Annotated in this window: 22 protein-coding genes; 11 read left to right on the top strand and 11 right to left on the bottom strand. The window is 73.5% G+C overall.

Annotation, left to right across the window (positions count from 1 at the left end; genetic code table 11):
- Positions 1-57: 57 nt before the first annotated feature.
- Positions 58-1,599 (bottom strand): MFS transporter, encoded by a 1,542-nt coding sequence (locus ACIPAE_RS30620; RefSeq protein ID WP_402449614.1) that lies wholly within the window; start codon positions 1,597-1,599, stop codon positions 58-60.
- Between the two features lie 76 nt (positions 1,600-1,675).
- Between ACIPAE_RS30620 and ACIPAE_RS30625 the strand changes: the two genes are divergently transcribed.
- The 3 genes from ACIPAE_RS30625 (at position 1,676) to ACIPAE_RS30635 (ending at position 4,500) form a co-directional block, all read left to right on the top strand.
- The gene (locus tag ACIPAE_RS30625) at positions 1,676-2,572 is read left to right on the top strand and encodes a LysR family transcriptional regulator (protein ID WP_402449616.1); all 897 of its coding nucleotides are present in this window, start codon (positions 1,676-1,678) and stop codon (positions 2,570-2,572) included.
- A 116-nt stretch (positions 2,573-2,688) separates the two neighbouring features.
- Positions 2,689-3,246, top strand: a complete 558-nt coding sequence (pyrE, locus tag ACIPAE_RS30630) for an orotate phosphoribosyltransferase (RefSeq protein WP_402449619.1) — start codon at positions 2,689-2,691, stop codon at positions 3,244-3,246.
- Positions 3,247-3,480: 234 nt separating this feature from the next.
- The gene (locus tag ACIPAE_RS30635) at positions 3,481-4,500 is read left to right on the top strand and encodes a transcriptional regulator (RefSeq protein ID WP_329370968.1); all 1,020 of its coding nucleotides are present in this window, start codon (positions 3,481-3,483) and stop codon (positions 4,498-4,500) included.
- A 95-nt stretch (positions 4,501-4,595) separates the two neighbouring features.
- Here ACIPAE_RS30635 and ACIPAE_RS30640 read toward each other — a convergent pair whose 3' ends face one another.
- On the bottom strand, positions 4,596-5,315 hold the full coding sequence (locus tag ACIPAE_RS30640; RefSeq protein ID WP_402449621.1) for a peptide deformylase: 720 nt from the start codon (positions 5,313-5,315) through the stop codon (positions 4,596-4,598).
- Positions 5,316-5,532: 217 nt separating this feature from the next.
- Positions 5,533-6,117: an ArsR/SmtB family transcription factor gene (locus ACIPAE_RS30645; RefSeq protein ID WP_402449623.1), complete on the bottom strand. Its 585-nt coding sequence runs from the start codon at positions 6,115-6,117 to the stop codon at positions 5,533-5,535.
- A 71-nt stretch (positions 6,118-6,188) separates the two neighbouring features.
- Here ACIPAE_RS30645 and ACIPAE_RS30650 point away from each other — a divergent pair, with 71 nt between their 5' ends.
- Positions 6,189-6,767, top strand: a complete 579-nt coding sequence (locus ACIPAE_RS30650) for a dienelactone hydrolase family protein (RefSeq protein WP_366410595.1) — start codon at positions 6,189-6,191, stop codon at positions 6,765-6,767.
- 40 nt (positions 6,768-6,807) lie between these two features.
- Here ACIPAE_RS30650 and ACIPAE_RS30655 read toward each other — a convergent pair whose 3' ends face one another.
- Positions 6,808-7,629 (bottom strand): class I SAM-dependent methyltransferase, encoded by an 822-nt coding sequence (locus ACIPAE_RS30655; RefSeq protein ID WP_402449626.1) that lies wholly within the window; start codon positions 7,627-7,629, stop codon positions 6,808-6,810.
- A gap of 72 nt (positions 7,630-7,701) precedes the next feature.
- Here ACIPAE_RS30655 and ACIPAE_RS30660 point away from each other — a divergent pair, with 72 nt between their 5' ends.
- Complete coding sequence (locus ACIPAE_RS30660) at positions 7,702-8,394, top strand: TetR/AcrR family transcriptional regulator (RefSeq protein WP_402449628.1); 693 nt, start codon at positions 7,702-7,704, stop codon at positions 8,392-8,394.
- A 174-nt stretch (positions 8,395-8,568) separates the two neighbouring features.
- Here the strand turns inward: ACIPAE_RS30660 and ACIPAE_RS30665 are convergent, their stop codons facing one another.
- Positions 8,569-9,219, bottom strand: a complete 651-nt coding sequence (locus tag ACIPAE_RS30665; RefSeq protein ID WP_402449630.1) for a VOC family protein — start codon at positions 9,217-9,219, stop codon at positions 8,569-8,571.
- Between the two features lie 436 nt (positions 9,220-9,655).
- Between ACIPAE_RS30665 and ACIPAE_RS30670 the strand changes: the two genes are divergently transcribed.
- From ACIPAE_RS30670 to ACIPAE_RS30680, 3 genes are all read left to right on the top strand, one after another.
- Positions 9,656-11,428 (top strand): glycosyl hydrolase family 28-related protein, encoded by a 1,773-nt coding sequence (locus ACIPAE_RS30670; RefSeq protein ID WP_366410598.1) that lies wholly within the window; start codon positions 9,656-9,658, stop codon positions 11,426-11,428.
- 272 nt (positions 11,429-11,700) lie between these two features.
- Entirely contained in the window at positions 11,701-13,299 is a 1,599-nt protein-coding gene (locus tag ACIPAE_RS30675; RefSeq protein WP_402449632.1) for an alkaline phosphatase D family protein, read from the top strand.
- Between the two features lie 9 nt (positions 13,300-13,308).
- A complete protein-coding gene (locus ACIPAE_RS30680; RefSeq protein WP_402449634.1) occupies positions 13,309-14,196 on the top strand; it encodes a discoidin domain-containing protein in 888 nt (295 codons plus the stop codon).
- A gap of 59 nt (positions 14,197-14,255) precedes the next feature.
- Here ACIPAE_RS30680 and msrA read toward each other — a convergent pair whose 3' ends face one another.
- Together msrA and ACIPAE_RS30690 are read right to left on the bottom strand one after the other, a co-directional pair.
- On the bottom strand, positions 14,256-14,768 hold the full coding sequence (gene msrA, locus ACIPAE_RS30685) for a peptide-methionine (S)-S-oxide reductase MsrA (RefSeq protein ID WP_329370987.1): 513 nt from the start codon (positions 14,766-14,768) through the stop codon (positions 14,256-14,258).
- 186 nt (positions 14,769-14,954) lie between these two features.
- Positions 14,955-15,230: a hypothetical protein gene (locus tag ACIPAE_RS30690; RefSeq protein ID WP_402449636.1), complete on the bottom strand. Its 276-nt coding sequence runs from the start codon at positions 15,228-15,230 to the stop codon at positions 14,955-14,957.
- Here ACIPAE_RS30690 and ACIPAE_RS30695 point away from each other — a divergent pair.
- Positions 15,208-15,567: a hypothetical protein gene (locus tag ACIPAE_RS30695; protein WP_402449638.1), complete on the top strand. Its 360-nt coding sequence runs from the start codon at positions 15,208-15,210 to the stop codon at positions 15,565-15,567. The genes ACIPAE_RS30690 and ACIPAE_RS30695 overlap by 23 nt on opposite strands.
- Positions 15,568-15,572: 5 nt before the next feature.
- Positions 15,573-16,175 carry a DUF6529 family protein gene (locus ACIPAE_RS30700; RefSeq protein WP_366410600.1) on the top strand — a complete coding sequence of 201 codons (603 nt, stop codon included), beginning with the start codon at positions 15,573-15,575 and terminating at the stop codon, positions 16,173-16,175.
- A gap of 69 nt (positions 16,176-16,244) precedes the next feature.
- On the opposite strand, the gene ACIPAE_RS30705 is transcribed toward ACIPAE_RS30700, so the two are convergent.
- Genes ACIPAE_RS30705 through ACIPAE_RS30715 form a run of 3 tightly spaced genes read right to left on the bottom strand, consistent with a single transcriptional unit; the run spans position 16,245 to position 18,899 of the window.
- Positions 16,245-17,261, bottom strand: coding sequence for an NAD(P)/FAD-dependent oxidoreductase (locus tag ACIPAE_RS30705; RefSeq protein WP_402449641.1), 1,017 nt, complete (start codon positions 17,259-17,261; stop codon positions 16,245-16,247).
- Positions 17,258-17,818, bottom strand: coding sequence for an isoprenylcysteine carboxylmethyltransferase family protein (locus ACIPAE_RS30710; protein ID WP_329370994.1), 561 nt, complete (start codon positions 17,816-17,818; stop codon positions 17,258-17,260). Before ACIPAE_RS30710 ends, ACIPAE_RS30705 begins: the two co-directional genes overlap by 4 nt.
- 7 nt (positions 17,819-17,825) lie before the next feature.
- Entirely contained in the window at positions 17,826-18,899 is a 1,074-nt protein-coding gene (locus ACIPAE_RS30715) for a type III polyketide synthase (protein WP_402449643.1), read from the bottom strand.
- Positions 18,900-19,094: 195 nt separating this feature from the next.
- Between ACIPAE_RS30715 and ACIPAE_RS30720 the strand changes: the two genes are divergently transcribed.
- Complete coding sequence (locus tag ACIPAE_RS30720) at positions 19,095-19,949, top strand: UbiA family prenyltransferase (protein ID WP_366410603.1); 855 nt, start codon at positions 19,095-19,097, stop codon at positions 19,947-19,949.
- A gap of 48 nt (positions 19,950-19,997) precedes the next feature.
- Here ACIPAE_RS30720 and ACIPAE_RS30725 read toward each other — a convergent pair whose 3' ends face one another.
- Positions 19,998-21,632, bottom strand: coding sequence for a penicillin-binding transpeptidase domain-containing protein (locus tag ACIPAE_RS30725; protein WP_329371001.1), 1,635 nt, complete (start codon positions 21,630-21,632; stop codon positions 19,998-20,000).
- Positions 21,633-21,636: the final 4 nt, after the last annotated feature.

A 21,636-nucleotide genomic window follows, 5' to 3' on the forward strand; every position in this document is an offset into this window, starting at 1 on the left:
GAACGGGGGAGTGGGCGAACGCGGCGGCGGTCGGGGCGCGTACGGCATGGCCCCGGCTCAGCGCCGCACCGCCGGGCGGCGTGGGCGGCGGTCACCGCGGCCGGACAGCAGCGACTGCAGGACGACGAGCCCGCCGAGGACGAGCACGCTCACGCCGATCACCCGCAGCCCCGCGTCCGCGCCCGAGACGAAGGCCGTGACGACGTCGTGGGCGCGGTCGGGCGGTGCGGCGGCGAGCGCCTGCGCCACGGTGTGCGGATGCCCGCCGGCGCGGATGTCCGCGGGGAGCGCGGCGCTGAACCGCGCGGTGAGCACCGTGCCGATCACGGCGACCCCGAGCGCGCTGCCGAACTCGCGGGTGGTGGCCTGCAGTCCGGCGCCCACCCCGGCCTGGGCCGGCGGCAGCGCACCGGCGATCGCGCCGGAGAGCGTCGGCAGCGCCAGCGTCACCCCGACCCCGGTCACCAGGAGCCAGCCGGCATAGGCGGCGTACGGCGTGCGCGCATCGCTCGTGGACAGCCCGAGCAACCCGCCGCCGACGCACGCGAAGGCGAGCGCGAGGGTGGCGTCGAGGCCGATCCGCCGCGCCAGGTGACCGACCCGCCGTGCGGCGAGGACCATTGGGACGGTCAGCGGGATGATGCCCAGGCCGGTCCGCAGCACGCCGAACCCCTTGCCGTACTGGAGGAACGACGCGTTGACGTAGAACAGCGCGAACATGCCGAAGAACACGGCCACCATGCCCAGGCAGGCGCTGCGCAGGGCCGGGACACGTAGCAGCCGCGGGTCGAGCAGCGGGTGCTCGGCCCTCAGTCCGACGAGCGTCCACACCGTGAACAGCCCGGCGGAACAGGCGAATCCGGCGACGACGAGCGGGCTGCCCCAGCCCTCCTCCGGCCCCTGCACGATGCCGAGCAGCAGGGCGACCGACGCGGCGACGAGCAGGGCCGCGCCGAGCGGGTCGAGCCGGCGGTCGTGGCGCGGCGAGACGGGCGCGGCGCGGGCCGCGAGCGCGGCGAGCAGCAGCGCGATCGGGACGGCCGCGGCGAACAGCCAGCGCCACGACCCACCCGACAGGACGGCGCCGCCGCCGACGTTGCCGACGACCCCGCCGATCCCGGTCATCGACGCCCAGGTGGCGATGGTCGCCCCCTTGCGCTCGGCGGGCACCGCGTGCAGCAGGACGGCGAGCGTGTTGGGCAGCACGGCGGCGGCGCCGACCCCCGTCACCGCCCGGCCCGCGAGCAGCAGGGGCACGTCCGGCGCCACCGCCGAGACCAGCGCGCCCGCCGCGAACAGCGCCAGCCCCGCGAGCAGGACGCCCTTGCGCCCGAAGCAGTCGCCCGCGGCCCCACCGGGGATCACCAGGCAGGCGAAGACGACCACGTAGGTGTCGACGATCCAGATCAGCGCCGACGCGGACGGGTGCAACCCGCTCGCGGCCAGCGGCGGGACGGCGAGGTTGATCGCGGCGACCATGCCGACGACGAGGACGACGCAGGCACACATGACCGCTGTCAGGCCGCGCCGCGCGGCGGGACCGGACGACCGGTCGCCGGAGGCCGGCGCGTGCCGGCGGATCGTTTCGTTGCTGGGCATGGCGGCGACGCTACGGAAGCCGCGGCCCTCCGTGCCACGCAACTTTCACAAGAGAATGTTGCGTAGGATGCAAACCATGTCCGAGCGGCTCGATCTGAACCTGCTGCGCGTGTTCGACGCGCTGCTCCAGGAGGGCAGCGTCACCGCGGCCTCCGAACGCCTGCACCTGTCCATCCCGGCGACCAGCCGGGCGCTGGGCCGGCTGCGGCGGGCGATGGACGACCCGATCCTGGTGCGGGCCGGCCGGGGGATGGCGCCGACCCCCTTCGCGCTGCGTACCGCGCCGCGGGTGCGGTCGCTGCTCGACGAGGCGTCGGCGCTGATCAGCGGCGACCGCGAGGTCCCGATCGCCGAACTCGAACGCACCTTCACGATCCGGATCAACGACGGCGTGGCCGCGACCCTCGCGGCCGCGGTGGTCGACGCCACGTCCGCGCTCGCCCCGGGCGTGATCCTGCGCTTCGTCGGCGAGGGCAGCGAGAGCGTCGAGGCCCTGCGTGACGGCTCGGTCGACCTGGACATCGGCGTCGGCGACGTGGCGGCCCCCGACATCCGCGCGGCCGTGCTCTACCGCGAACGGCTGGTCGGCATCGTCCGCGCCGACAGCCCGCTGGGCCGCAACCGGCGTCCTACGCTCGCGCAGTTGTGCCGGCATCCCCACGTCTCGGCGTCCCGCCGGGGGCGCACCCGCGGGCCGCTCGACGACGCGCTCGACGCCGCAGGACTGCGCCGGCACGTGGCCGCCGTCGTGCCCACCTTCGCGGTCGCCTCGCTGCTCGTCGCGTCGAGCGGCTACGTCGGACTCGTCCCGCAACGCCTCGCCGAGCAGTACGGCCGGGCCCTCGGCATCCGCTGGTTCCCGCTCCCCGCGGACCTGCCCGAACTCGACGTACGGCTCCTCTGGCACGCCCGCCTCGACTCCGACCCGGCCCAGCGCTGGCTGCGCGAGACCATCCGCACCGCCCTGAAATGACCGCCGGCCAAAGGCGGTTGGGCGCGGTCGAGGACGCGCGCGGGCCAATTCGGGCGTGGCGGAGCCGTGTTAGGGTGCGGGGAATTTTTTCGCCGGACGGATGAGGTGGACGAATCGTGCGGCCTGCTGGAGACTCCGCGAACGACGTGGGCGAAGCGGCGAAAGCGGAGTTGGGGCGGCGGATCGTCGATGTCGCGCTCCTGCGCGGCGAGTTCGTGCTCAGCTCGGGAGAGAAGAGCGGCTTCTACTTCGACAAGTACCTTTTCGAGACCCGGCCCGAACTCCTCAGCCGCGTCGCCGACTTCCTGGCCGAGCGGGTACCGGAGGGCGTCGATGTGCTCGCGGGGCCCGAACTCGGCGGCGTCGCCCTCGCCACGGCGCTGTCGCTGCGCACCGGGCTGCCGTTCGTGATCGTGCGCAAGCGCTCGAAGGGCTACGGCACCGGGCACCTCATCGAGGGCAGGCTGGCGCCGGCGGACCGGGTGCTGATCGTCGAGGACGTGGTGAGCACGGGCGCGGAGTCGATCCGTTCCGCCCGCACGGTCGCGGAGTGCGGTGCCACGGTGGTCGGCGTGCTCGCCGTGCTCGACCGCGAGCAGGGCGGCGCGCGGAACGTGGCGGACGCGGGATTCGCGTTCGACGCGGTGTACCGGCGCGGCGAACTAGCCATGTGACGGTGCGCGGGTGGCGGTGTACGGGTGGCGGTTTACGGGTGGATGCGCGCCGAGGTGCCTGCCCGCGGCTGCGTAGGTGGCGATGCGCGGGTGGCGGTGCGTAGGTGACGGCGCGTAGGTGACGGCGCGGGGAATCGCCCGGGAATCTCCCGGGAACCGCCGGTGCGTATGCTGTCGTCCCCTGGGGTAATTGAAGGTCGCAACCACATGTGTTTGCTGTTGCTTGGGGGAGCAATGTTGCGAATTCACTTCAGTCCTGCCGATCTTGCCCGGTTACGGGTGGCCAGGACCCCCGACCCGCTGTGGGAGACCCTGCTCGGCCTCCACCAGTTGATCGGGCGGGACCGCACTCCTCTGGTCTACGCGCGGTGGCGGGCCCGGGCGCGCACGGAGATCACCCGGCGCGGGCTCGCGCCGACGGCCCGGCTGCTGGCGATGCTGGCCCCGCCCGGCGCACCCTACTTCCCGGACTTCCTCAACCCCGTCGAGGCGGCCGACGGGCTCGCCGAGGGCATCGACGCGCTGCGCCGTACCCCACGCGGCCGGCTGCGCGCCGAGACCGCCGCGCTCGCGCGGACCTGCCCGCCGCCGGCCGCGGCGGCCGGGTGGCTGCGCGGGCTGGCCCTGGGGGAGCAGGACCGGCTGGACGAGATCGCGGACGCCTTCCGCGGTGTCCACGACGCGGTGATCGCACCCGACTGGACCGGTGTGGCGGAGGGCGTCGCGGCGGACCGCGCCGGCCGCGCCCGGGCCGTGTTCGACGGCGGGGCGCACGAGTTGCTGCGCGCGCTGAAACCGGTCGGGCGGTGGGAGCCGCCCGTGCTGCACCTGACCTACCCGGAGGACCGCGACCTGCACTTACACGGCCGGGGTCTGTACCTGATCCCGTCGTGGTTCTGCTGGCGCACCCCGGTGGCGATGGCCGACGCCGACCTGCCGCCGGTGCTGGTCCACCCGGTCGAGCACACCCTGCGCGCCGGTCCCGGCGTGGGCCGCGCGCACCACGCCGACGCGCTGGCCCGCCTGCTCGGGGTCACCCGCGCCCGGGCCCTCGGCGCGCTGCTGGCCCCCGCGACCAACGGTGAACTCGCCTGCCGCCTGGAGACCTCCGCGGCCTCCGCCAGCAAGCACGCGAAGGCGCTGCGCGAGGCCGGGCTCGTCGTCAGCCGCCGCGAGGGCGGCAACGTCATCCACGCGGTCACGCCGCTCGGCGCGGCCATCCTCGACGGGGCGCTGCCGCGCGCCGCGCACTGACACCTGGTGCCTGGTGCCGGGTGGCGCTCCTGCCGCGCGCTGCTCGCCGACCGTCCCACCGAGCGCTGCTCGCCGACCTCCCGCCGGCCTCCGCGTCAACGCCGCTGCGCCGGCGGCTCCCGCGGATACTCCTTGCCCAGGCGCGCGGCGTTGGCGGCGCGGCGGGCGAGCACGGCGTCCTTGCCCGCGGCCATCTCCCGTAGCGCGGACCTGCGTTCGCGCGCGGCGAGCCGGTCGAGGTAGAGGTGGCCGTGCAGATGGTCGGTCTCGTGCTGGAGGCAGCGGGCGAAGTAGCCGCGCCCCTCGACCGTGAGAGGGGCGCCGTCCTTGTCGCGCCCGCGCACCACCGCGCGGTCCGGCCTGGCGAGCGGCACATACGGCCCCGGTACCGACAGGCAGCCCTCCGGCTCCTCCACGAGCCGGCGGCGCGCGGCCGGCACCTCGTCCAGCACCGGGTTGAGGATGTGCCCGACGTGCCGCACTCCCCACTCGTCGGTGATGTCCCAGACGAACAGCCGCAGCTCCACGCCGACTTGGTTGGCCGCGATGGCCGCGCCGCCGGCGACGTGGTTGGTGGCGAACATGTCGTCGACCAGCCGGGCCAGGTCCGCGCCGCCGAATTCCACGACCTCGCGGCAGGGCCGCGCCAGCACCTCCTCGCCGACGACGGTGATACGACGCACTGTGCCGCGCTCGACCTCGGGAGCGACACGCGGATACGAGGCGACCGGCCGGCCCTGGACCCGTACGCGTGCCCGCGCCTGCTCCCGTGCCTGCTCCCGCGCGGATGCGCCGCCCCCGAGCCCAACTGCCATGGTCGCCAACGCCCTTCACGTCCCGCCCGACCGAACGCTTTGCAAAGTAGCACGCTTTGCAAAGCGTCGTGGCCGCTCTTCCGCAAGGTGCGACGTCTGGTGAGTCCTCTTGAGCCGCCCCCGCGCTCGTACGGCCACGGCGACGTAGCCGGCGGCTCACGGTGACCCGAGGGGAAGGGCGCGCGGACCGGGGTGGCCGGAGGGGCGGGCCGACGCGTCAGCCCTGTTCGCCCGTGCCCGGAGGCGGTGGCAGCGTCGGGTGGTCGGGGATCGGATACAGGCCGACGGCGAACCCGTGGACCGTCTCACCGGAACGCGGCAGCCTGTCGAACTCGTGGATCACCTGCTCGACCCGCTCCCAGAACTCGGCCGCCCGCTCCTCCGAGATCCGGGCCCGCCGGATGAACCCGCGCAACTGCCCGAGCTCGTAGGCCGCGGCCGATTCCTTCGCCGCCACCTCGAAATCGTTGAAGTCGGGCGGCAGCGGGCCGTCGGCCGTCTGCCGGCCGAGGCCGACGAAGAACATCCGGGCGGTGCGGCCGTAGTAGCGCTCGTCGATCGCCCGGACCCGGCGGGTCCGTACCACGCGCAGCAGACCGGCTTTGGCCAGGACTCCGACGTGATGCGCGACGGTGCTCTTCGGTCGCTTGACCGCGGCGGCGAGCTCGGTGACGGTCGCGGCGCGCTCGTGCAGCAGGCCGAGGATGGTGGTGCGCAGGGGGTCGCTGATGGCCCGCACCTGCGCGGCGGTGGTGAGCTCGATCGTCTCGTCGAGGTCGTAGTCGGGAGTGTTGCTCGCCATGGTCCGATGAGACTAGCATCGCCGATCGTTCGAGAAATTTGGATCGTTCACCAGTCGAAAGCAGGCAAGCCATGGCCGAGGTCGTGCTGTTCCACCACGCCCAGGGGCTGACGCCCGGAGTCGAGGCGTTCGCGGCCGAACTCCGCCGGGCAGGCCACACCGTCCACGTGCCGGACCTCTACGAGGGGCATACCTTCGACACCCTGGAACAGGGCGTCGGTTACGCGAGCCGGACGGGGTTCGGCGCCGTCTTGGAACGTGGCGTCGCCGCTGCCGCGCCGCTCGGCGGCGAGGTGGTCTACGCGGGCTTCTCCCTCGGCGTCATGCCGGCCCAGCGCCTGGCCCAGACCCGCGCCGGGGCGAAGGGCGCCCTGCTGATCAGTGCTTGCCTCCCGGTGTCCGAGTTCGGCGAGGCATGGCCGGCCGACGTCCCGGTCCAGGTGCACGGGATGGACGGTGACCCGTTCTTCGCCGACGAGGGCGACCTCGACGCCGCCAAGGAGCTGACCGCCGCCACCGAGCGTGCCGAGCTGTTCCTCTACCCCGGCAAGCAGCACCTGTTCGCGGACTCCTCGCTGCCGTCCTACGACCAGGCCGCGGCCGAGTCGCTCACCCAGCGTGTCATCGAGTTCCTCGACGGCCTGCGGTAGGCGGGGTCCGCGTCGCGGGCATCCGTCGTTCAGCGGCGGGTCACGGGGTGCCGGCGCGGACGGCCGTGGTCGCCAGAGTGGTGTAGCGCATCGTGAACCCGCCACCCAGGGCGTCGATGGCGTGGCCGACCGCGCCCAGGATCTCGGCCAGTTGGTCGGGGCGGAGCCGGGTGAGGCCGCCGGTGGTGGGGAGCAGGTCCAGCCACTGGTCGCGCGTGTAGGGCCGCTCCCAGTCGAACCGCCAGTGTTCCGGGTCGTCGAACCGCCCGGTCCCGCGGATGGTGTCGGCGATCTTGGCGTACCCCGCCTGGTACAACTCCAGCGGGCGTCGCGCCGGTTGGGTGCTGAACGGGGAGTCCGGCGCCACCCGGCGGTAGGCGGCGGCGAACGGCTCGGCCACCTCGGCGGGCGGCTCGAAGACGTGCCCGAAGATCGCCAGGAGCCCTTGCGGACGCAGGACTTGGGCCGCCTTCGCGGCGCCGGCGGTCGGGTCCACCCAGTGCCACGACTGGGCGGCGATCAACGCGTCGAACGCCCGGCCGGCCGGCTCCCAGGCTTCGAAGGCCGCCACCTCGACCGGCAGGCCGCGGGTCCGGGCGAAGCCGGCCATCCGCGCGTCCGGCTCGACCCCGAGCACGGTGCAGCCGGCCGCCTGGAACTGGCGGGCCGCGATGCCCGTGCCGCAGCCGATGTCGAGCACGTCGGGCCCCGGGCTCCCGGCGGCGATCCGCGCCACCAGGTCGTCGGGGTAGGGCGGCCGGGCCTGGTCATACCGTCGCGGGTCCGTGCCGAAGGACTCGGCCATCTGCCGAGCCTGGTACAGCGGCGCCGGTTCCGGTTGCTCTCGCGGTAGAGTGGGCATGCGTTCACTTTAGTGGGCAAGCGCCCATCTGCCAACGGATGCCGGGTGACCGGCGGACGAGAGGATCGGTACGTGCCGACCGGGGTACACCTGCGCGACGCGCGGCAGCAGTTGTTCGACGCCGCGGAACGCGTGCTGCTGCGGGACGGCCCGAACGGGCTGACCAGCCGGGCCGTCACCGACGAGGCGGCCTGCGCCAAGGGCGTCCTGCACCGGCACTTCGCCGACTTCGACGCTTTCCTCACCGAGCTGGTGCTCGACCGGGCCGCACAGCTCGACACGCAGGCGCGTGCGCTGCGCGAGGCCGTCGGCACCGGCACCGTGGCCGGCAACCTCACCGGCGCGTTGACCGCCCTGTTCGGGCCGGTTCCGGTGGCGATCATCCCGCTCATCACCTTCCGGGACGAGCTGCGCGCGCGGCTGCGGCAGGCCAGGCCCGGCGGCGGCATCGCGATCCTCGCCCAGGTCGCGACCGCGGTCTCCGCGTACCTGGCCGACGAGCGCGAACTGGGCCGCATCGCGGCCGACGCCGACATCGACTCGCTCACCCTCTCCCTGGTCGGAGGCGGGCATCTCCTGTTCGCGGACCGCGACCGCGAGCGCGATTCCGACCGCGACCTCGACCTCGACCGTAACTCCGGCTCCGGCCCCGGCTCCGACCGCGAGCCCGACGCCGACCCCGACCCGCCGACCACGGCCGCCGTCGACAAGCTGGTGACCACGGTGCTCGCCGACGTCCTGCGACGGCGGCCCCGCCGGACCTGACGTGCGACCCGCCCGGCGGCCGACCTGACGTGCGACCCGCCCGGCGGCCGGACTTGACGGACCTGACGAGGGTCCGGCGGAACGTGTCGGCCGGACCCTTCGCCCGGCAGGTGTCTCGCAGGTGCCGGGCGCGTGCCGGAGGGCAGGGCCCGGGGGCAGGGTTGACGGCAGGATTCAGTCGCGGCCCATCCAGGTCGCGACGTCCGCCTCGTTGCCCTCCGGGTCGGCCAGCGTCCACCAGGCGGGCGCGTGCGCGTCGGAGATCAGCCGGCCGCCGGCGGTGATCGCCGCCGCGATCCGCTCCTCGGCCTGGTCGTGGGGGACGGAGACGTCGATGTGCAGGCGGTTGCGTTCCGTGCGCGGTGCGTCCATCGTCTGGAACCAGAACGGCGGTTCGCTGCCGCCCGGGTCCACCAGGTCCACCTCGCTCGCCGTCCGGTAGCCGAGCAGGGCGCGCCAGAAGGGCATCACCCGGGAGCCGACGAGGGCGTCGATCCCGACCTGGACGGACTTCAGCGCGGTCGGGTCGGCCGGCACGTCCAGTTCCCGCGCGGCCGCCGAGATCGCCCGGGCCAGTTCGACGTCGCGCTCGCTCAACCCGTCGACCTCGTGCGTCGTCAGGCGCACCGTCACCCCCGGGTAGCGCAGGTCCACGTCGGGATGGTGGTTGGCCGCGTCGGCCAGGGCGCCGATCGCGTCCACCAGCTTGACGCCGGTCGCGAACGACCCGGTGCGGAAGTGCGCGCTCGCCCCCGCGAAGAGCACCCGCCAGTCATCGACGCCGGCCGCCTCGTGGAACTGCCTCGCTGTGATGCTTTCGACCATGCGCGGCAACGTAACACCGCGGTCGCGCACTTCGCCGTCCCCGTGACGGCCGGCCCGTGCCCGGGTCGCCCGATTCCACCCGAGCGGCCGTCCGACCTGCCGGTTCGCGCCGCGCCGGAACCCCGCCACCGCATCCCCGCCCGGGCTCGCGCGCAAACCCCGCACACTCCCCTCACGGACCCGCACGCGGGCCTCACCACACCCTCACCCCGACGTCGTGCGCGCACTCTTGCAAGCCACTGCAAGGAATCAACGAAAATGGATTCGGATATTGCGGCTCTGTATCCCAGGGGTTACGGTCCTCTGCGTCGTGACCCACGCCACTCTGCTCCCTCGACTCCCTCTGGCTCCTTGAGTCCCACCCTGTCCGCCGTCGTGAGGCGGGCGCGGTGCCGCCGGTGGAGCCGACGGGGCGGTGTGCGGAAAGGAGCAAGACATGTCCCAACCCCTTCGAAGTCTCCGGCGGGCGGCCGCCCTCGGCGGCTGCGCCGCGCTGCTCGCCTCGGCGGGCGCGCTCGCGCTGAGCGCCCCTCCGGCGTTCGCCGCCGCGACCGGCGGCAGCGGCGCGAGCCTTCCCTACAGCGAGGTGCAGGCGGAGGACTCCGCCACCAACGGCTCGGTGATCGGCCCGAGTTACGCCCAGGGCCAGCTGGCCGACGAGGCGTCGAACCGCAAGGCGGTGACGCTGCAGGGCTCCGGCAAGTACGTCACGTTCACCACGCCGGTCGCCACGAACTCGATCGACTTCCGCTACAGCATCCCGGACTCCGCGGACGGTTCGGTGTACACGGCGCCGCTGTCGCTGTACGTCGACGGCACCAAGCAGCCGGACTTCACGCTGACGAACGCGTACTCCTGGTACTACGGCAGCTACCCGTTCACCAACTCGCCGGGCAGCAACCCGCATCACTTCTACGACGAGGCGCACCGGCTCTTCGACACGACGTATCCGGCCGGCACCACCTTCAAGTTCCAGGTCGACGCGGGCGACAGCGCGTCCTCCTACACCCTCGACCTCGCCGACTTCGAACAGGTCGCCGCGGCACAGTCCCAGCCCTCGGGGTCTGTGTCGGTGGTCGACAAGGGAGCCGACCCGACCGGCGCGGCCGACTCCACGGACGCGTTCAACGCCGCCGTCAGCGCGGCCGGGTCGGGCGGCACCGTGTGGATTCCGCCGGGCACCTTCAAGGTCCCGGGCCACATCAGCGTCAACAACGTCACTGTCGCGGGCGCCGGCATGTGGTACTCCACCGTCACCGGCGCGGCTCCCGGCTTCTACGGCAACTCCGCGCCGTCGCCCAGCAGCAACGTGCACCTCAAGGACTTCGCGATCTTCGGCGACGTCCAGGAGCGCGACGACAACGCGCAGGTGAACGGGATCGGCGGCGCGATGAGCGACTCGTCGGTGTCGGACGTGTGGATCGACCACATGAAGGTCGGGGCGTGGATGGACGGCCCGATGGACAAGTTGAGCTTCAGCGGGATGCGCATCCGCGACACCACCGCCGACGGCATCAACTTCCACGGCGGGGTGACCAATTCGACGGTCACCAACAGCGACATCCGCAACACCGGTGACGACGGCATCGCCACCTGGGCGGACTCCTCGCTGGGTGCCGACGCCAACGACACCATCTCCGACAACACCGTCCAGTTGCAGATGCTCGCCAACGGCATCGCGATCTACGGCGGCCACGACAACACCGTCAGCGGCAACCTGGTCCAGGACACCGGGCTGACGCAGGGCGGCGGCATCCACGTCGGGCAGCGCTTCACCTCCACGCCGGTCGGCACCACCACGATCAGCGACAACACGCTGGTGCGGGACGGCAGCCTCGACCCGAACTGGCAGTTCGGCGTGGGCGCGCTGTGGTTCGACGGCAGCCAGGGCGCCATCACCGGCCCGATCAACGTCTCCGACCTGCTGATCAAGCAGAGCCCGTACGAGGCCGTGCAGTGGGTCGAGGGCACCATCAGCGGGGTCAGCCTGAACAACGTGACGATCAGCGGGGCCGGGACGTTCGCGCTTCAGGAGCAGACCGGCGGCGCCGCGACGTTCACGGGTGTCACCGCGACCGGGATCGGCGCCTCCTCGCCGGTCTACAACTGCGAGGGGAACAACTTCGCGGTCACCGACGGCGGCGGCAACTCCGGGATCGACGGCACCCCGTACTGCGGCGGCTGGCCGGCCCCGGTCTTCCCGTCCTGAGCCGGGAACCCGGGGCGTTGGCGCCCTGATCCGCCTTCCCCGGTGCCGCCGGGTGCGATCCGCACCCGGCGGCACCCTTCGTTCCGCCAAACGGCCGAATGAATTCCGCATGTGAGGACGCGTAAACAATGCGCCGCGGAAGGGCGTTCGGACGGTTTCCGGTCATCTTCCGCTCGATGAGAGGTCGTTCGGCGTCCATATGGCACCTTGCTAATGAACAGGCGGCCGCCGGAATTCCGGCCGGCCGCCGGACGTTGGAAGGAGCCCGACACGTGACATCCGACGAATTCCCACGGCAGGCGGCACGGCAGACCCGGCGGCGGTTCCTCACCGTGACGGGTGCGGCCACCGCACTCGCCTTCGGGGTCAACGTCGCGCACGCGGAAGCGGCGAGCGCCGCCACCCCGCTGCCCGGCGACCCGTTCACCCTCGGCGTCGCCTCCGGCGACCCGCTGCCGGACGCGGTGGTGATCTGGACCCGGCTCGCCCCGCAGCCGTACGAACCGCTGGGCGGCATGCCGTACCACGCGGTCGACGTGCAGTGGCAGCTCGCCGCCGACGAGCGGTTCCGGCACGTGCTGCGCTCCGGCACCGCGACCGCGCAGCCGGAGTACAGCTACAGCGTGCACGTGGACGTGCGAGGGCTCCAGCCCGGCCGGCACTACTGGTACCGGTTCAAGGTCGACGGCCACCTCAGCCCGGTCGGCCGGACCAGAACCGCCCCCGATCCCTGGGACCACCCCGGCCGACTCAGATTCGCCGTCGCCTCCTGCCAGTCCTGGCCGGACGGCTACTACACCGCGCACGCCCACCTCGCCGCCGAGGACGTCGACGCGGTGCTCTTCGTCGGCGACTACATCTACGAGTACGGCATCTCCGCCGCCGGCGGTCTGCGCAACACCACCGACCCGGTGCCCGACCAGTTCCGCACCGAGGCCGACACCCTCGACCGCTACCGGCTCCAGTACGCGCTCTACAAGTCCGACCCCGACCTGCGGGCCGCCCACCAGAACACGCCGTGGATCGGCACCTGGGACGACCACGAGGTGCAGGACAACTACGCGGGCCTGTACTCCAAGAGCCTCGACCCGATCGACGACTTCACCGTCCGCCGGGCCAGCGCCTACCGCGCCTACTGGGAGCACATGCCGCTGCGCACCCCCGCGCCGCAGGGCCCGGACTACCTGCTCTACCGCCGCTTCACCTTCGGCCGGCTCGCCGAGATCAACGTGCTCGACACCCGGCAGTACCGCTCCGACCAGGCCGACGGCGACCTGTGGAAGCCGGACAACCCGGGCCGTGACGACCCCGCCCGCACCTTCGCCGGCGCTCAGCAGCAGCGCTGGCTGCTCGACGGGATGCGCGCCTCGCGCGCCACCTGGAACCTGCTCGCCAACCAGGTCGTGATGAGCCGGATGGACCTGGACGCCGCCGGCACCCCCACCTTCAACATGGACGCGTGGGACGGCTACACCGCCGAGCAGACCCGCATCCTCGACGGCCTGGCCGGGCTGCGCGCCCGCAACCCCGTGGTGGTCACCGGCGACGTGCACGCCGCCTACGCCATGGACATGAAGCGGGACTTCGACGACCCCGACTCGCCCACCATCGGCGTGGAACTCGTCGGCACCTCCATCAGCAGCGGCGGCAACGGCGTGGACGTCTCCGCCAACGGCCAGAACTTCCTCGACCACAACCCGCACCTGAAGCTCGTCAACGAGCGGCGCGGCTACATCGTGGTCGAGCTGACCCCGCACGAACTGCACGCGTCCTACCGGGCGGTGCCGTACATCGACCGGGTCGGCGCGCCGATCAGCACCATCAGGAAGTTCACCGTCGAGGCCGGGCACCCCGGCCTGAACCCGGCGTAGGGGGAGACCATGCCGAAGACGTTCCTCGGGTCGGCGCGCCGCCGCGCGCTCGCCGTCGTCGCCGCTGTTGTCATGCTCGTGACGCTCGGTGCGGTGGCGCCCGCGCTGGCCGCCGCGCCCGCCAAGGCCGGGGCCGCCCAGCAGCTCACCCTCGGCTCCGACGTCGACCACGTGCTGGTCGACCCGGTGCCCTGCGCGGTCCAGGGCTTCCAGCTCCGGTTCGGCAACGCGGGCAGCTCCGCGGTGTACGCCGACGCGTTCATCGACGCGCCCGCGCCGCTGACGGTCTCCCGGTCGCTGGTCTCCAGCTACCTGCCGTCCGGCTACACCCTGAAGGTCGAGATCGACGTCAGCGCGCCGCGGACGACCCCGCCGGGCGCGTACACGATCACCGTGCACGCCGGCGACCAGCAGCTGTCGCTGCCGGTCCAGGTCGAGCCCGCGCCGGTGAACGACACCGGCAACCTGGTGCGCTACATGCCGGTCTCCGCGTCCTCGGAGAACCTGCCGCACTACCCGGCCTGCGGCGCGGTGGACGGCGACCGCGACTCCGCCGACTGGGGCACCACCACCGGGTGGAACGACTCCACCAAGGGCAGCTTCCCCGACTGGCTCCAGGTCACCTTCGACACGCCCGTCTCCGTCGGCCGGGTGGACCTGTACACCCTGGACTCGGTGAAGTACCCCGCCGCGGGCTACGGACTGTCCGCCTGGGACGTGGAACTCCAGGTCGACGGCGCCTGGCAGACCGCCGCCCAGGTACGCGGCAACACCGCGGGCGAGGTCAGCTCGACCTTCGCCGCGCAGACCGCGACCGCCCTGCGCATCGTGACCCTGGCCAGCAACGAGGGCGTGACGTACTCACGGATCGTGGAACTGGAGGCGTACGCGTCCTGAGCACGCACGCCGGGGAGAGGGCGGGGCCTGGCGGCCCCGCCCTCTCGCGGTGTCCGCGGTCAGCCCCTGGCCCGGGCCGGCAGCTTCCAGTTCGGCCGCGGGAAGTGGCAGGTGTACCCGTCGGGGTACCGCTCCAGGTAGTCCTGGTGCTCGGGCTCGGCCTCCCAGAACGGGCCGGCCGGCTCGACCTCCGTGACCACCTTGCCCGGCCACAGACCGGAGGCGTCCACGTCCGCGATGGTGTCCTCGGCGATCCGCTTCTGCTCGTCGTCCACGTAGTAGATCGCCGAGCGGTAGCTGAGGCCGATGTCGTTGCCCTGGCGGTTCTTCGTGCTGGGGTCGTGGACCTGGAAGAAGAACTCCAGCAGCGCGCGGTAGTCGGTCCGCTCGGGGTCGAAGAGGACCTCGATCGCCTCCGCGTGCGTGCCGTGGTTGCGGTAGGTGGCGTTCGGCACGTCGCCACCGGTGTAGCCGACCCGGGTCGCGGTCACGCCCGGCTGCCGGCGGATCAGGTCCTGCATCCCCCAGAAGCACCCGCCGGCCAGTACGGCCCTCTGCGTCTGCGCGGCCATCTCGGTCCTCCCACTCGTGGTCATCACAACTGTCCACCGACGTCAACGCTTGCCGGGCCGGCGCGATTCCATCCAGGGCACGCCGGCTGCGGGAATCCGCCGGAAGGGTGGTCTCGGCGGCGCGTGCGTGCGCCGGGAGCAGGGCGCGCGGCGGCCGGGCGCGACGCTGTGAGCAAATCGCCCAGCTCACCTCTCGGAGCCCCTGATGAAGCGCACCGCCAGGGCGGCCACCTGTGCCGCCGCAGCCCTGTTTGCCGCCGTGCTGACCGGCTGCTCGTCCGGCAGCAGTGCCACCTCAGCCGCCGGTTCGGCGTCCAGCGGCGGTTCCTCCGGGGGCAGCGCGTCGTCCAAGGCGGCCAGCGCGTCCGCCAAGGTGTCCTCCAAGGCGGCCAGCGCCTCCGCCACGGCCAGCGCGGCGATCGCGAAGGGGCAGGCCACCGTGGCCACCAAGACCGAGGGCAAGCTCGGCGCCATCCTGGTCGACGCCAAGGGCCGCACGCTCTACCTGTTCGACGCCGACAAGCAGAAGAACGTCTCCACCTGCACCGGCGCCTGCGCCGCGGCCTGGCCGCCCCTGCTCACCACCAAGGGCGCCGCCAAACCCGGCAAGGGCGCGGACAAGTCGCTGCTCGGCACGGCCAAGCGCTCCGGCGGCGCCACGCAGGTCAGCTACAACGGCCACCCGCTGTACTACTACGTCGGCGACACCAAGGCCGGCCAGACCAACGGGCAGGGCCTCAACCAGTTCGGCGCCCTGTGGTACGTCGTGAACGCCAAGGGCAAGCAGGTCACGAGCTGAGCCGGATGGCGGGCGAGCCCCACGAGGAGCGGCGCGGCCCCGGCGCCCGCGCCGCACTCCTGGCTCTCGGTGTCCTGGTCCCCATCGCGGTCGGCTTCGGGATCTACGCGTTCGGCAAGGAACACACCCCCGACTACAACAGCGGGATCTACGGGCAGCACGGCACCGACGCGGTCGACCTCAAGGCCCGGCTCGGCAGCGCGCTGCTCTGCCTCGTCCTCATCCAGTACGGGCTCGCGCTGTGGATGTTCGGCCGCATCCCCGGGGTGCGGGCCGCGCCGCATCCGGTACGCACCGGACACCGCGTGCTCGGCTACTTCCTCTTCCTGTTCTCCCTGCCGATCGCGTTCCACTGCCTCGTCACCTACGGCATCGAGACCAGCTCCCCGCGCGTGGCGATCCACTCGTTCACGGGGTGCGCCTTCTACGGGGCGTTCGTGGCGAAGGTGATCGTGGTCCGCAGCAAGCGGCTGCCCGGGTTCCTGCTCCCGGTCATGGGCTCCCTGCTGCTCGTCGGGGTCGCGCTCCTGTGGTACACCGCGCCCTTGTGGGTGCTCAACGGCTACTCGGTCCCCGGCTTCTCCTCGTCGAGCTACGGCGTGGGCTGAAGCGGTTCGAACCGAGCCGGACCGGTCCGCCCGGGCGCGCCGTCGGCGGGCGGCGCAGCACCGGGCGCCTCACGCGAGCCGGTTCACCACGGCCGCGAACAGCGCCGGGAAGCGCGCCGCGGCGGGCACGATGCGCCGGGCCGTCCCCGGGTTGCCGCGGGCCCGCAGCAGCAGGGTGGTGAGGGCGCGGTGCCGCCGCGACATCGCGCGCCACGCGCGTTCGTACGCCTCCGGCCGGTCGGACCGCACGCAGCGGACGAGTTCCGCGGCGCCGCGCACCGCGAGGGAGACGCCCTCGCCGGTGAGGGCGTCGACGTAGCCGGCGGCGTCGCCGACGAGCAGGACCCGGCCCGCGGCGCGGGCCCGGACCGGCTGCCGCAGGGGCCCGGCGCCGCGCACCGGGGTCGCCGCGGTGGGCGGCAGGCGGGCCGCGAGCGCGGGGAAGGCGGCGAGGTGGTGGTCGAAGGGCGCGCGGTCGCAGGTGAGGAGGGCGACGCCGACCAGGTCGGGCCCGACGGGCGTGACGTACGCCTCCGCGCGGGCGGACCAGTGCACCTCGACGCAGTCGGTCCACGGCGGCACCGCGAAGTGCCGGCGCAGGCCGTAGCGGGCAGGCGCGGGATCGGGCGGTCCGGACAGCCCCAGGGTGCGCCGGATGGGGGAGTGCAGCCCGTCCGCGGCGGCGAGGTAGCGCGCGGCGAGTCCGGCCGCGGTCACCCCGTCCGGGCCCTGCCGTACCGCGTCGATCCGCAACGGCAGCACGGGCACGCCGAGTTGGGCGACCCGGTGGGCGAGCGCCGCGTGCAGCTCGGTGCGCCGCACCCCCCGCCCGGGCCCGGCCCGGAAGTGCGCCTCGGCCTCGTACCGGGCGTCGACGTAGCGGATGCCGCGCAGCGGGCGCCCGCCGACGGCCACCCCGAGGTCGGCCAGCGCGTGTACGGCCGCGGGCATCAGCCCCTCGCCGCACGCCTTGTCCACCGGACCCGGCCGGGGCTCGGCCACCACCACGTCGAGCCCCGCGCGCGCCGCGTGGATCGCGGTGGCCAGCCCGGCCGGCCCGCCCCCGGCGACCAGCAGGTCGATCACGGCGCGGCCACCGCGACGGCCGGCGCCGCGTCGGGGGCGAGCGCCAGCGCCGCGTTCTCGCAGCGCAGCCGGACCGCGAGCAGTGGCGCGTCGAGCAGCGTGAAGCAGATCGCGGTGATCCAGGCGCCGTGCACCAGCGGCAGCGCCGCGCCCTCGACGACGACCGCGAGGTAGTTGGGGTGGCTCATCCACCGGTACGGTCCGCCGTCCACCAGCGGCAGCCCCGGCACCACGATCACCCGGGTGTTCCAGCGCGGCCCGAGCGTGCGGATGCACCACCAGCGCAACGCCTGCGCGGCCAGGGCGAGTACGAGCATCGGCCAGCCGAGCGCGGGCACGAACGGCCGCCCGCCCCACCCGGTCTCCACCAGGCACCCGGCCAGCAGACCGGTGTGCAGCAGCACCATCACCGGGTAGTGGCCGCGGCCGTGCTCGACGCCGCCGCGGGCATGGCTCCACGCCGCGTTGCGCCGCGCGGTGGCCAGTTCGGCCAGCCGCTCGGCGGCGACCAGCAGCACCAGCACGGTGTACGCGGTGGACGGGGCGAACGAGGTCATCGGCGGCCTACCAACGGAGAAGGACGAGTTCGGAGCTGAAGCCCGGGCCCATCGAGAGCATCAGGCCGGGGGTCCCGGGCAGCGGCGGGCGCCGGTCCAGGGTGTCGCGCAGGATGTGCAGCACGGACGCGGAGGAGAGGTTGCCGACCTCCGCGAGCGAGCGCCACGTCAACTCCAGGGCGCGCGCGGGCAGATCGAGGGTCTCCCGGACCGCCTCCAGCACCTTCGGGCCGCCCGGGTGGCAGATCCAGCCCGTGACGTCCGCCGGTTTCAGGTCGTGGTCGGTGAGGAACTCCCTGACCTCCGGGCCGAGATGGCGCAGCACCGTGTCCGGCAGGTCGCTGCCCAGGACGATCCGGAAGCCGCTGTCGGCGATGTCCCAGCCGAGCAGGCGTTCGGTGTCCGGGTAGAGGTGGCTGCGGGTCGCCACCGTTTCCGGGCCCCGCTCGGGGCCCCGCGCCCGCGCCGCCGGGTGCTCCCGGCCGACCGCCACCAGCGCGGCCGCGCCGTCGCCGAAGAGGGAGCTCGCCACCACGTTCGCGGCGGACGGGTCGCCGCGTTGCACCGTCAGCGAGCACAACTCCACGCAGAGCAGCACCGCCACGCCGTGCGGGTGCCCTTCGAGGTAGTCGTGCACCCGGGCGAGCCCCGCGGCTCCCGCGACGCAGCCCAACCCGAAGATCGGGACGCGCTTGACGTGCGCGGGCAGCCCCCACCGGGCGGCCAGCCGCGCCTCGATCGACGGCACCGCAAGGCCCGTCACCGACGTCGACACCACCAACTCCACGTCGGCGGCGGCGATGTCCGCGCGGTGCAGGGCGCCCCTGACGGCCTCCTGCGCCAACTCCGTCGCCGCGCTGACGTAAGCGGCGTTCGCCTCGCCGAACCCGCCCAACGTGCGGTACCGCTCCAACGGCATCGCCAGGTACCTGTACTTCACCGTGGACGCCGCGTGGATACGGTCCAGCACGCCCCGGCCCTCCGGGCCCACCGCTCCCATCTCCACGAGGGCATCCCTGATTTCGTGCTGCGGGTACCGGTACGGCGGCAGCACCGCGTGGACGCCCACGATTCGGCTCATTGCCTCAGCATAGGAAGGACGGCGGCAAATCCGTCCAAACGTGGCCGTATCAACCCGCCGGGCTGCCCCGTTCCGCCGTTCCGGAACCTGGCGGCCGGTGCGGGGCCGGGGGCGCGGTACTCCCACGGAGGGCGTGAGCCGTGGTGACGGCGAGCCGTCACGGCGTACGGGAGCCCCGCCGCCTAGCGTGGTGGGGTGGCGGTCGACGCGGGTGCGGGTACGGGCGGGGTGGCGTGGGGGCTGGTGAAGGCGTCCCATCCGGAGCCGACCGTGGCGGTGACGGTGCTGGTGACGGCGCTCGCCGGGGCGTCGGGGCGGGGTGCGGGCGGCTGCGGGCTGGTCGCGGCGGCGGTGCTGAGCGGTCAGGCGTCGGTGGGCTGGTGCAACGACGTCGTGGACGTCGAACGGGACCGGGCGGCGGGCCGCACGGACAAGCCGCTGGCGGCGGGGGCGCCGACACGCGGCATGGCGGCGGCCGCGGCCGCGGGGGCGCTCGCCGTGTGCGTCGTGGCCTCGCTGGCCTGCGGGTTGGCGGCCGGCGCCGCGCACCTGACCGGGGTCGCGGCGGCATGGGCGTACAACCTGGGCGTGAAGCGCACCGCGCTGTCGTGGCTGCCGTACGCCGTCGGGTTCGGGCTGCTGCCCGCGTTCGTGACGCTGGGCCTGCCCGGGCACCCGGGTCCGCCGGGCTGGGCGGTCGCGGCGGGCGCGCTGCTCGGCGTCGGCGCCCACGTCACGAACGTGCTGCCGGACATCGACGCGGACCTGGCCGCGGGCGTGCGCGGCCTGCCGCAGCGGATCGGGCGGCGCCGCAGCCGCCTGCTCGCCCCGGTGCCGCTGCTGGCCGCGGCCGCGGTCCTCGTCTTCGGCCCGCCGGGGCCGGCCGGTCGCGCCGGGTGGGCGGCGCTCGCCGTGACCGGCGTGCTGGCGGTCGCCACGGTCCGCACCGCGGGCGCGGGCCCGCACAGCCGGCTGCCGTTCCTCACCACCTTGGCGATGGCGGTCACCGCCGTCACGCTGCTCCTCCTGCACGGCGACGCGCTGGCCTGACCGTACGGGCGGCGCAGGCCGGTCGCGCCGCCGGTACGGCCTCGCCGGTCAGGACGCCCGCAGCACCTGCGCCACGATCGGCCCCGCGGAGGTGTTGCCGAACCCGGCGTCGTGGACGACCGCGGCCACCGCCACGCCGCCCGCGTACGCGGTGAACCAGCCGTTGGTGGCGGCCTGGCCGTCGACCTCGGCCGAGCCGGTCTTCGCGCCCGAGTCGGAGCCGAAGCCGCTCATGACGCCGGTGGCGGTGCCGTTCGTGATGGCCGCGCGCATCAACTGCCGCAGATCGCCCGACACCCGGGAACCGACGCCGGCCGCGGAGATCCGGCCGTCGATCATGCTCGCGGCCACGATCCGCGGCTCGTGGAAGCTGCCGGTGGCCGCGGTGGCGGCGACCGACGCCATGATCATCGGGTTCGCCACCACCTTGCCCTGCCCGATCATCTCGGAGGTCAGCTCGTCGGGCCCGCTGCCGTCGGGGAAGCTCGGCTGGTCGTTCGGAGTGGCGGTGCCGATGTTCCACGGCTGGGTGAGCCCGAACTGGGCGGCGGTGTCCCGCAGTCCGGTGGCGCCGAGCTTGGGCGCCTGCGTGATGAAGCCGGTGTTGCAGGAGTTCGCGAAGTCCCAGCGCAGATCGGCGTTCGCGTTCTGCAGGCTCGGCGAGTCGTTCTTGTACATACGGCCGTTGGCCACGTTGTCCGTGCTCTTGCACCGGGCGGGCGAGTCGGGCCCCATGCCGCGTTCGAGCAGCGCGGCGGACGTGACGATCTTCATCGTGGAGCCGGGGGCGTCCGCGCCCTGGAGCGCGATGTCGGTGCCGCCCGGGTCGCTGTTGGCGACCGCCAGGATGGTGCCGTCGTAGATGTCGAGCGCGGTGACCCCGGCGCCGTTCTTGCCCTTCACCGCCTTCTCCGCGGCGGCCTGCACGCCCGCGTCCAGCGTCGTCGGGAGCTTCTTGCTCTTGCCCTTGCGCAGCACCTTCAGCACCTTCCCGGCAGACCCGTCGCTGTGCTGCACGTAGGTCTCGATGCCCGCGGTGCCGCCCTTGACCTGGTCGCCGTGGCGGGACTTGAGGTCCTCGATGATCCGGGCCAGCGACGGGTAGCTCTTGCCGGTGAGCACCTTGCCGTGCCGGTCGGTGACATCGACCCCGGGCGACTTCGCGGTCCCGGTGACCACCGAGTCACCGTCCGCCAGCGCCGGGTTGAGCACGGAGGGCTTCCACGTGACGGCCACGTCGCCGGTGGAGTCGCGGTCCACGGTGAGCGCCGAGGCGTACGTCCAGGTGGACGTGATGCCGTCGTACGACAGGCGCGCGGTGACCGTGAACGACGCTCCCCCGGACGCACCGGTGGTCGGGGCGATGCCGCTGATCGCCACCGACGTGACGTGGCCCTGCTGCTGGAAGTCGGTGAGGTCGGTCATCGCGGCGTCCGCCGCGTCCGTGGCGGCCGCCGCCTTCGCGGTCTGGCCGGCGGCCCACGCGGTCAGGAACGTGTGGGCCGTGTCGGCGACCTGCTGCGCCGTCGGCGGCTTCGGGGCCGACGTCGGGTCCGTGTTCGCCACGGTGTGCGTGCCCCCGCCACCCCCCGAGCCGTCCAGCGCCGTGTACATGTTGTAGGCGCCGTAGCCGGCCACGCCGAACATCCCGGCGCAGACGGCGCCGATGATGCCTATCTTCACTCCT

The sequence above is a fragment of the Streptomyces sp. NPDC087270 genome (genome assembly GCF_044744625.1).
GTDB lineage: Bacteria > Actinomycetota > Actinomycetes > Streptomycetales > Streptomycetaceae > Actinacidiphila.

Excerpts from the sequence above, each read along its gene's own strand:
- ACIPAE_RS30700 (WP_366410600.1), top strand. The coding sequence starts at position 15,573 with ATGGCGGGCGAGCCCCACGAGGAGCGGCGCGGCCCCGGCGCCCGCGCC.
- ACIPAE_RS30655 (WP_402449626.1), bottom strand. The coding sequence starts at position 7,629 with ATGCCCACTCTACCGCGAGAGCAACCGGAACCGGCGCCGCTGTACCAG.
- ACIPAE_RS30710 (WP_329370994.1), bottom strand. The coding sequence starts at position 17,818 with ATGACCTCGTTCGCCCCGTCCACCGCGTACACCGTGCTGGTGCTGCTG.
- msrA (WP_329370987.1), bottom strand. The coding sequence starts at position 14,768 with ATGGCCGCGCAGACGCAGAGGGCCGTACTGGCCGGCGGGTGCTTCTGG.
- ACIPAE_RS30620 (WP_402449614.1), bottom strand. The coding sequence starts at position 1,599 with ATGCCCAGCAACGAAACGATCCGCCGGCACGCGCCGGCCTCCGGCGAC.
- ACIPAE_RS30640 (WP_402449621.1), bottom strand. The coding sequence starts at position 5,315 with ATGGCAGTTGGGCTCGGGGGCGGCGCATCCGCGCGGGAGCAGGCACGG.
- ACIPAE_RS30665 (WP_402449630.1), bottom strand. The coding sequence starts at position 9,219 with ATGGTCGAAAGCATCACAGCGAGGCAGTTCCACGAGGCGGCCGGCGTC.
- ACIPAE_RS30645 (WP_402449623.1), bottom strand. The coding sequence starts at position 6,117 with ATGGCGAGCAACACTCCCGACTACGACCTCGACGAGACGATCGAGCTC.
- ACIPAE_RS30635 (WP_329370968.1), top strand. The coding sequence starts at position 3,481 with ATGTTGCGAATTCACTTCAGTCCTGCCGATCTTGCCCGGTTACGGGTG.
- ACIPAE_RS30670 (WP_366410598.1), top strand. The coding sequence starts at position 9,656 with ATGTCCCAACCCCTTCGAAGTCTCCGGCGGGCGGCCGCCCTCGGCGGC.
- ACIPAE_RS30715 (WP_402449643.1), bottom strand. The coding sequence starts at position 18,899 with ATGAGCCGAATCGTGGGCGTCCACGCGGTGCTGCCGCCGTACCGGTAC.
- ACIPAE_RS30650 (WP_366410595.1), top strand. The coding sequence starts at position 6,189 with ATGGCCGAGGTCGTGCTGTTCCACCACGCCCAGGGGCTGACGCCCGGA.
- ACIPAE_RS30680 (WP_402449634.1), top strand. The coding sequence starts at position 13,309 with ATGCCGAAGACGTTCCTCGGGTCGGCGCGCCGCCGCGCGCTCGCCGTC.
- ACIPAE_RS30625 (WP_402449616.1), top strand. The coding sequence starts at position 1,676 with ATGTCCGAGCGGCTCGATCTGAACCTGCTGCGCGTGTTCGACGCGCTG.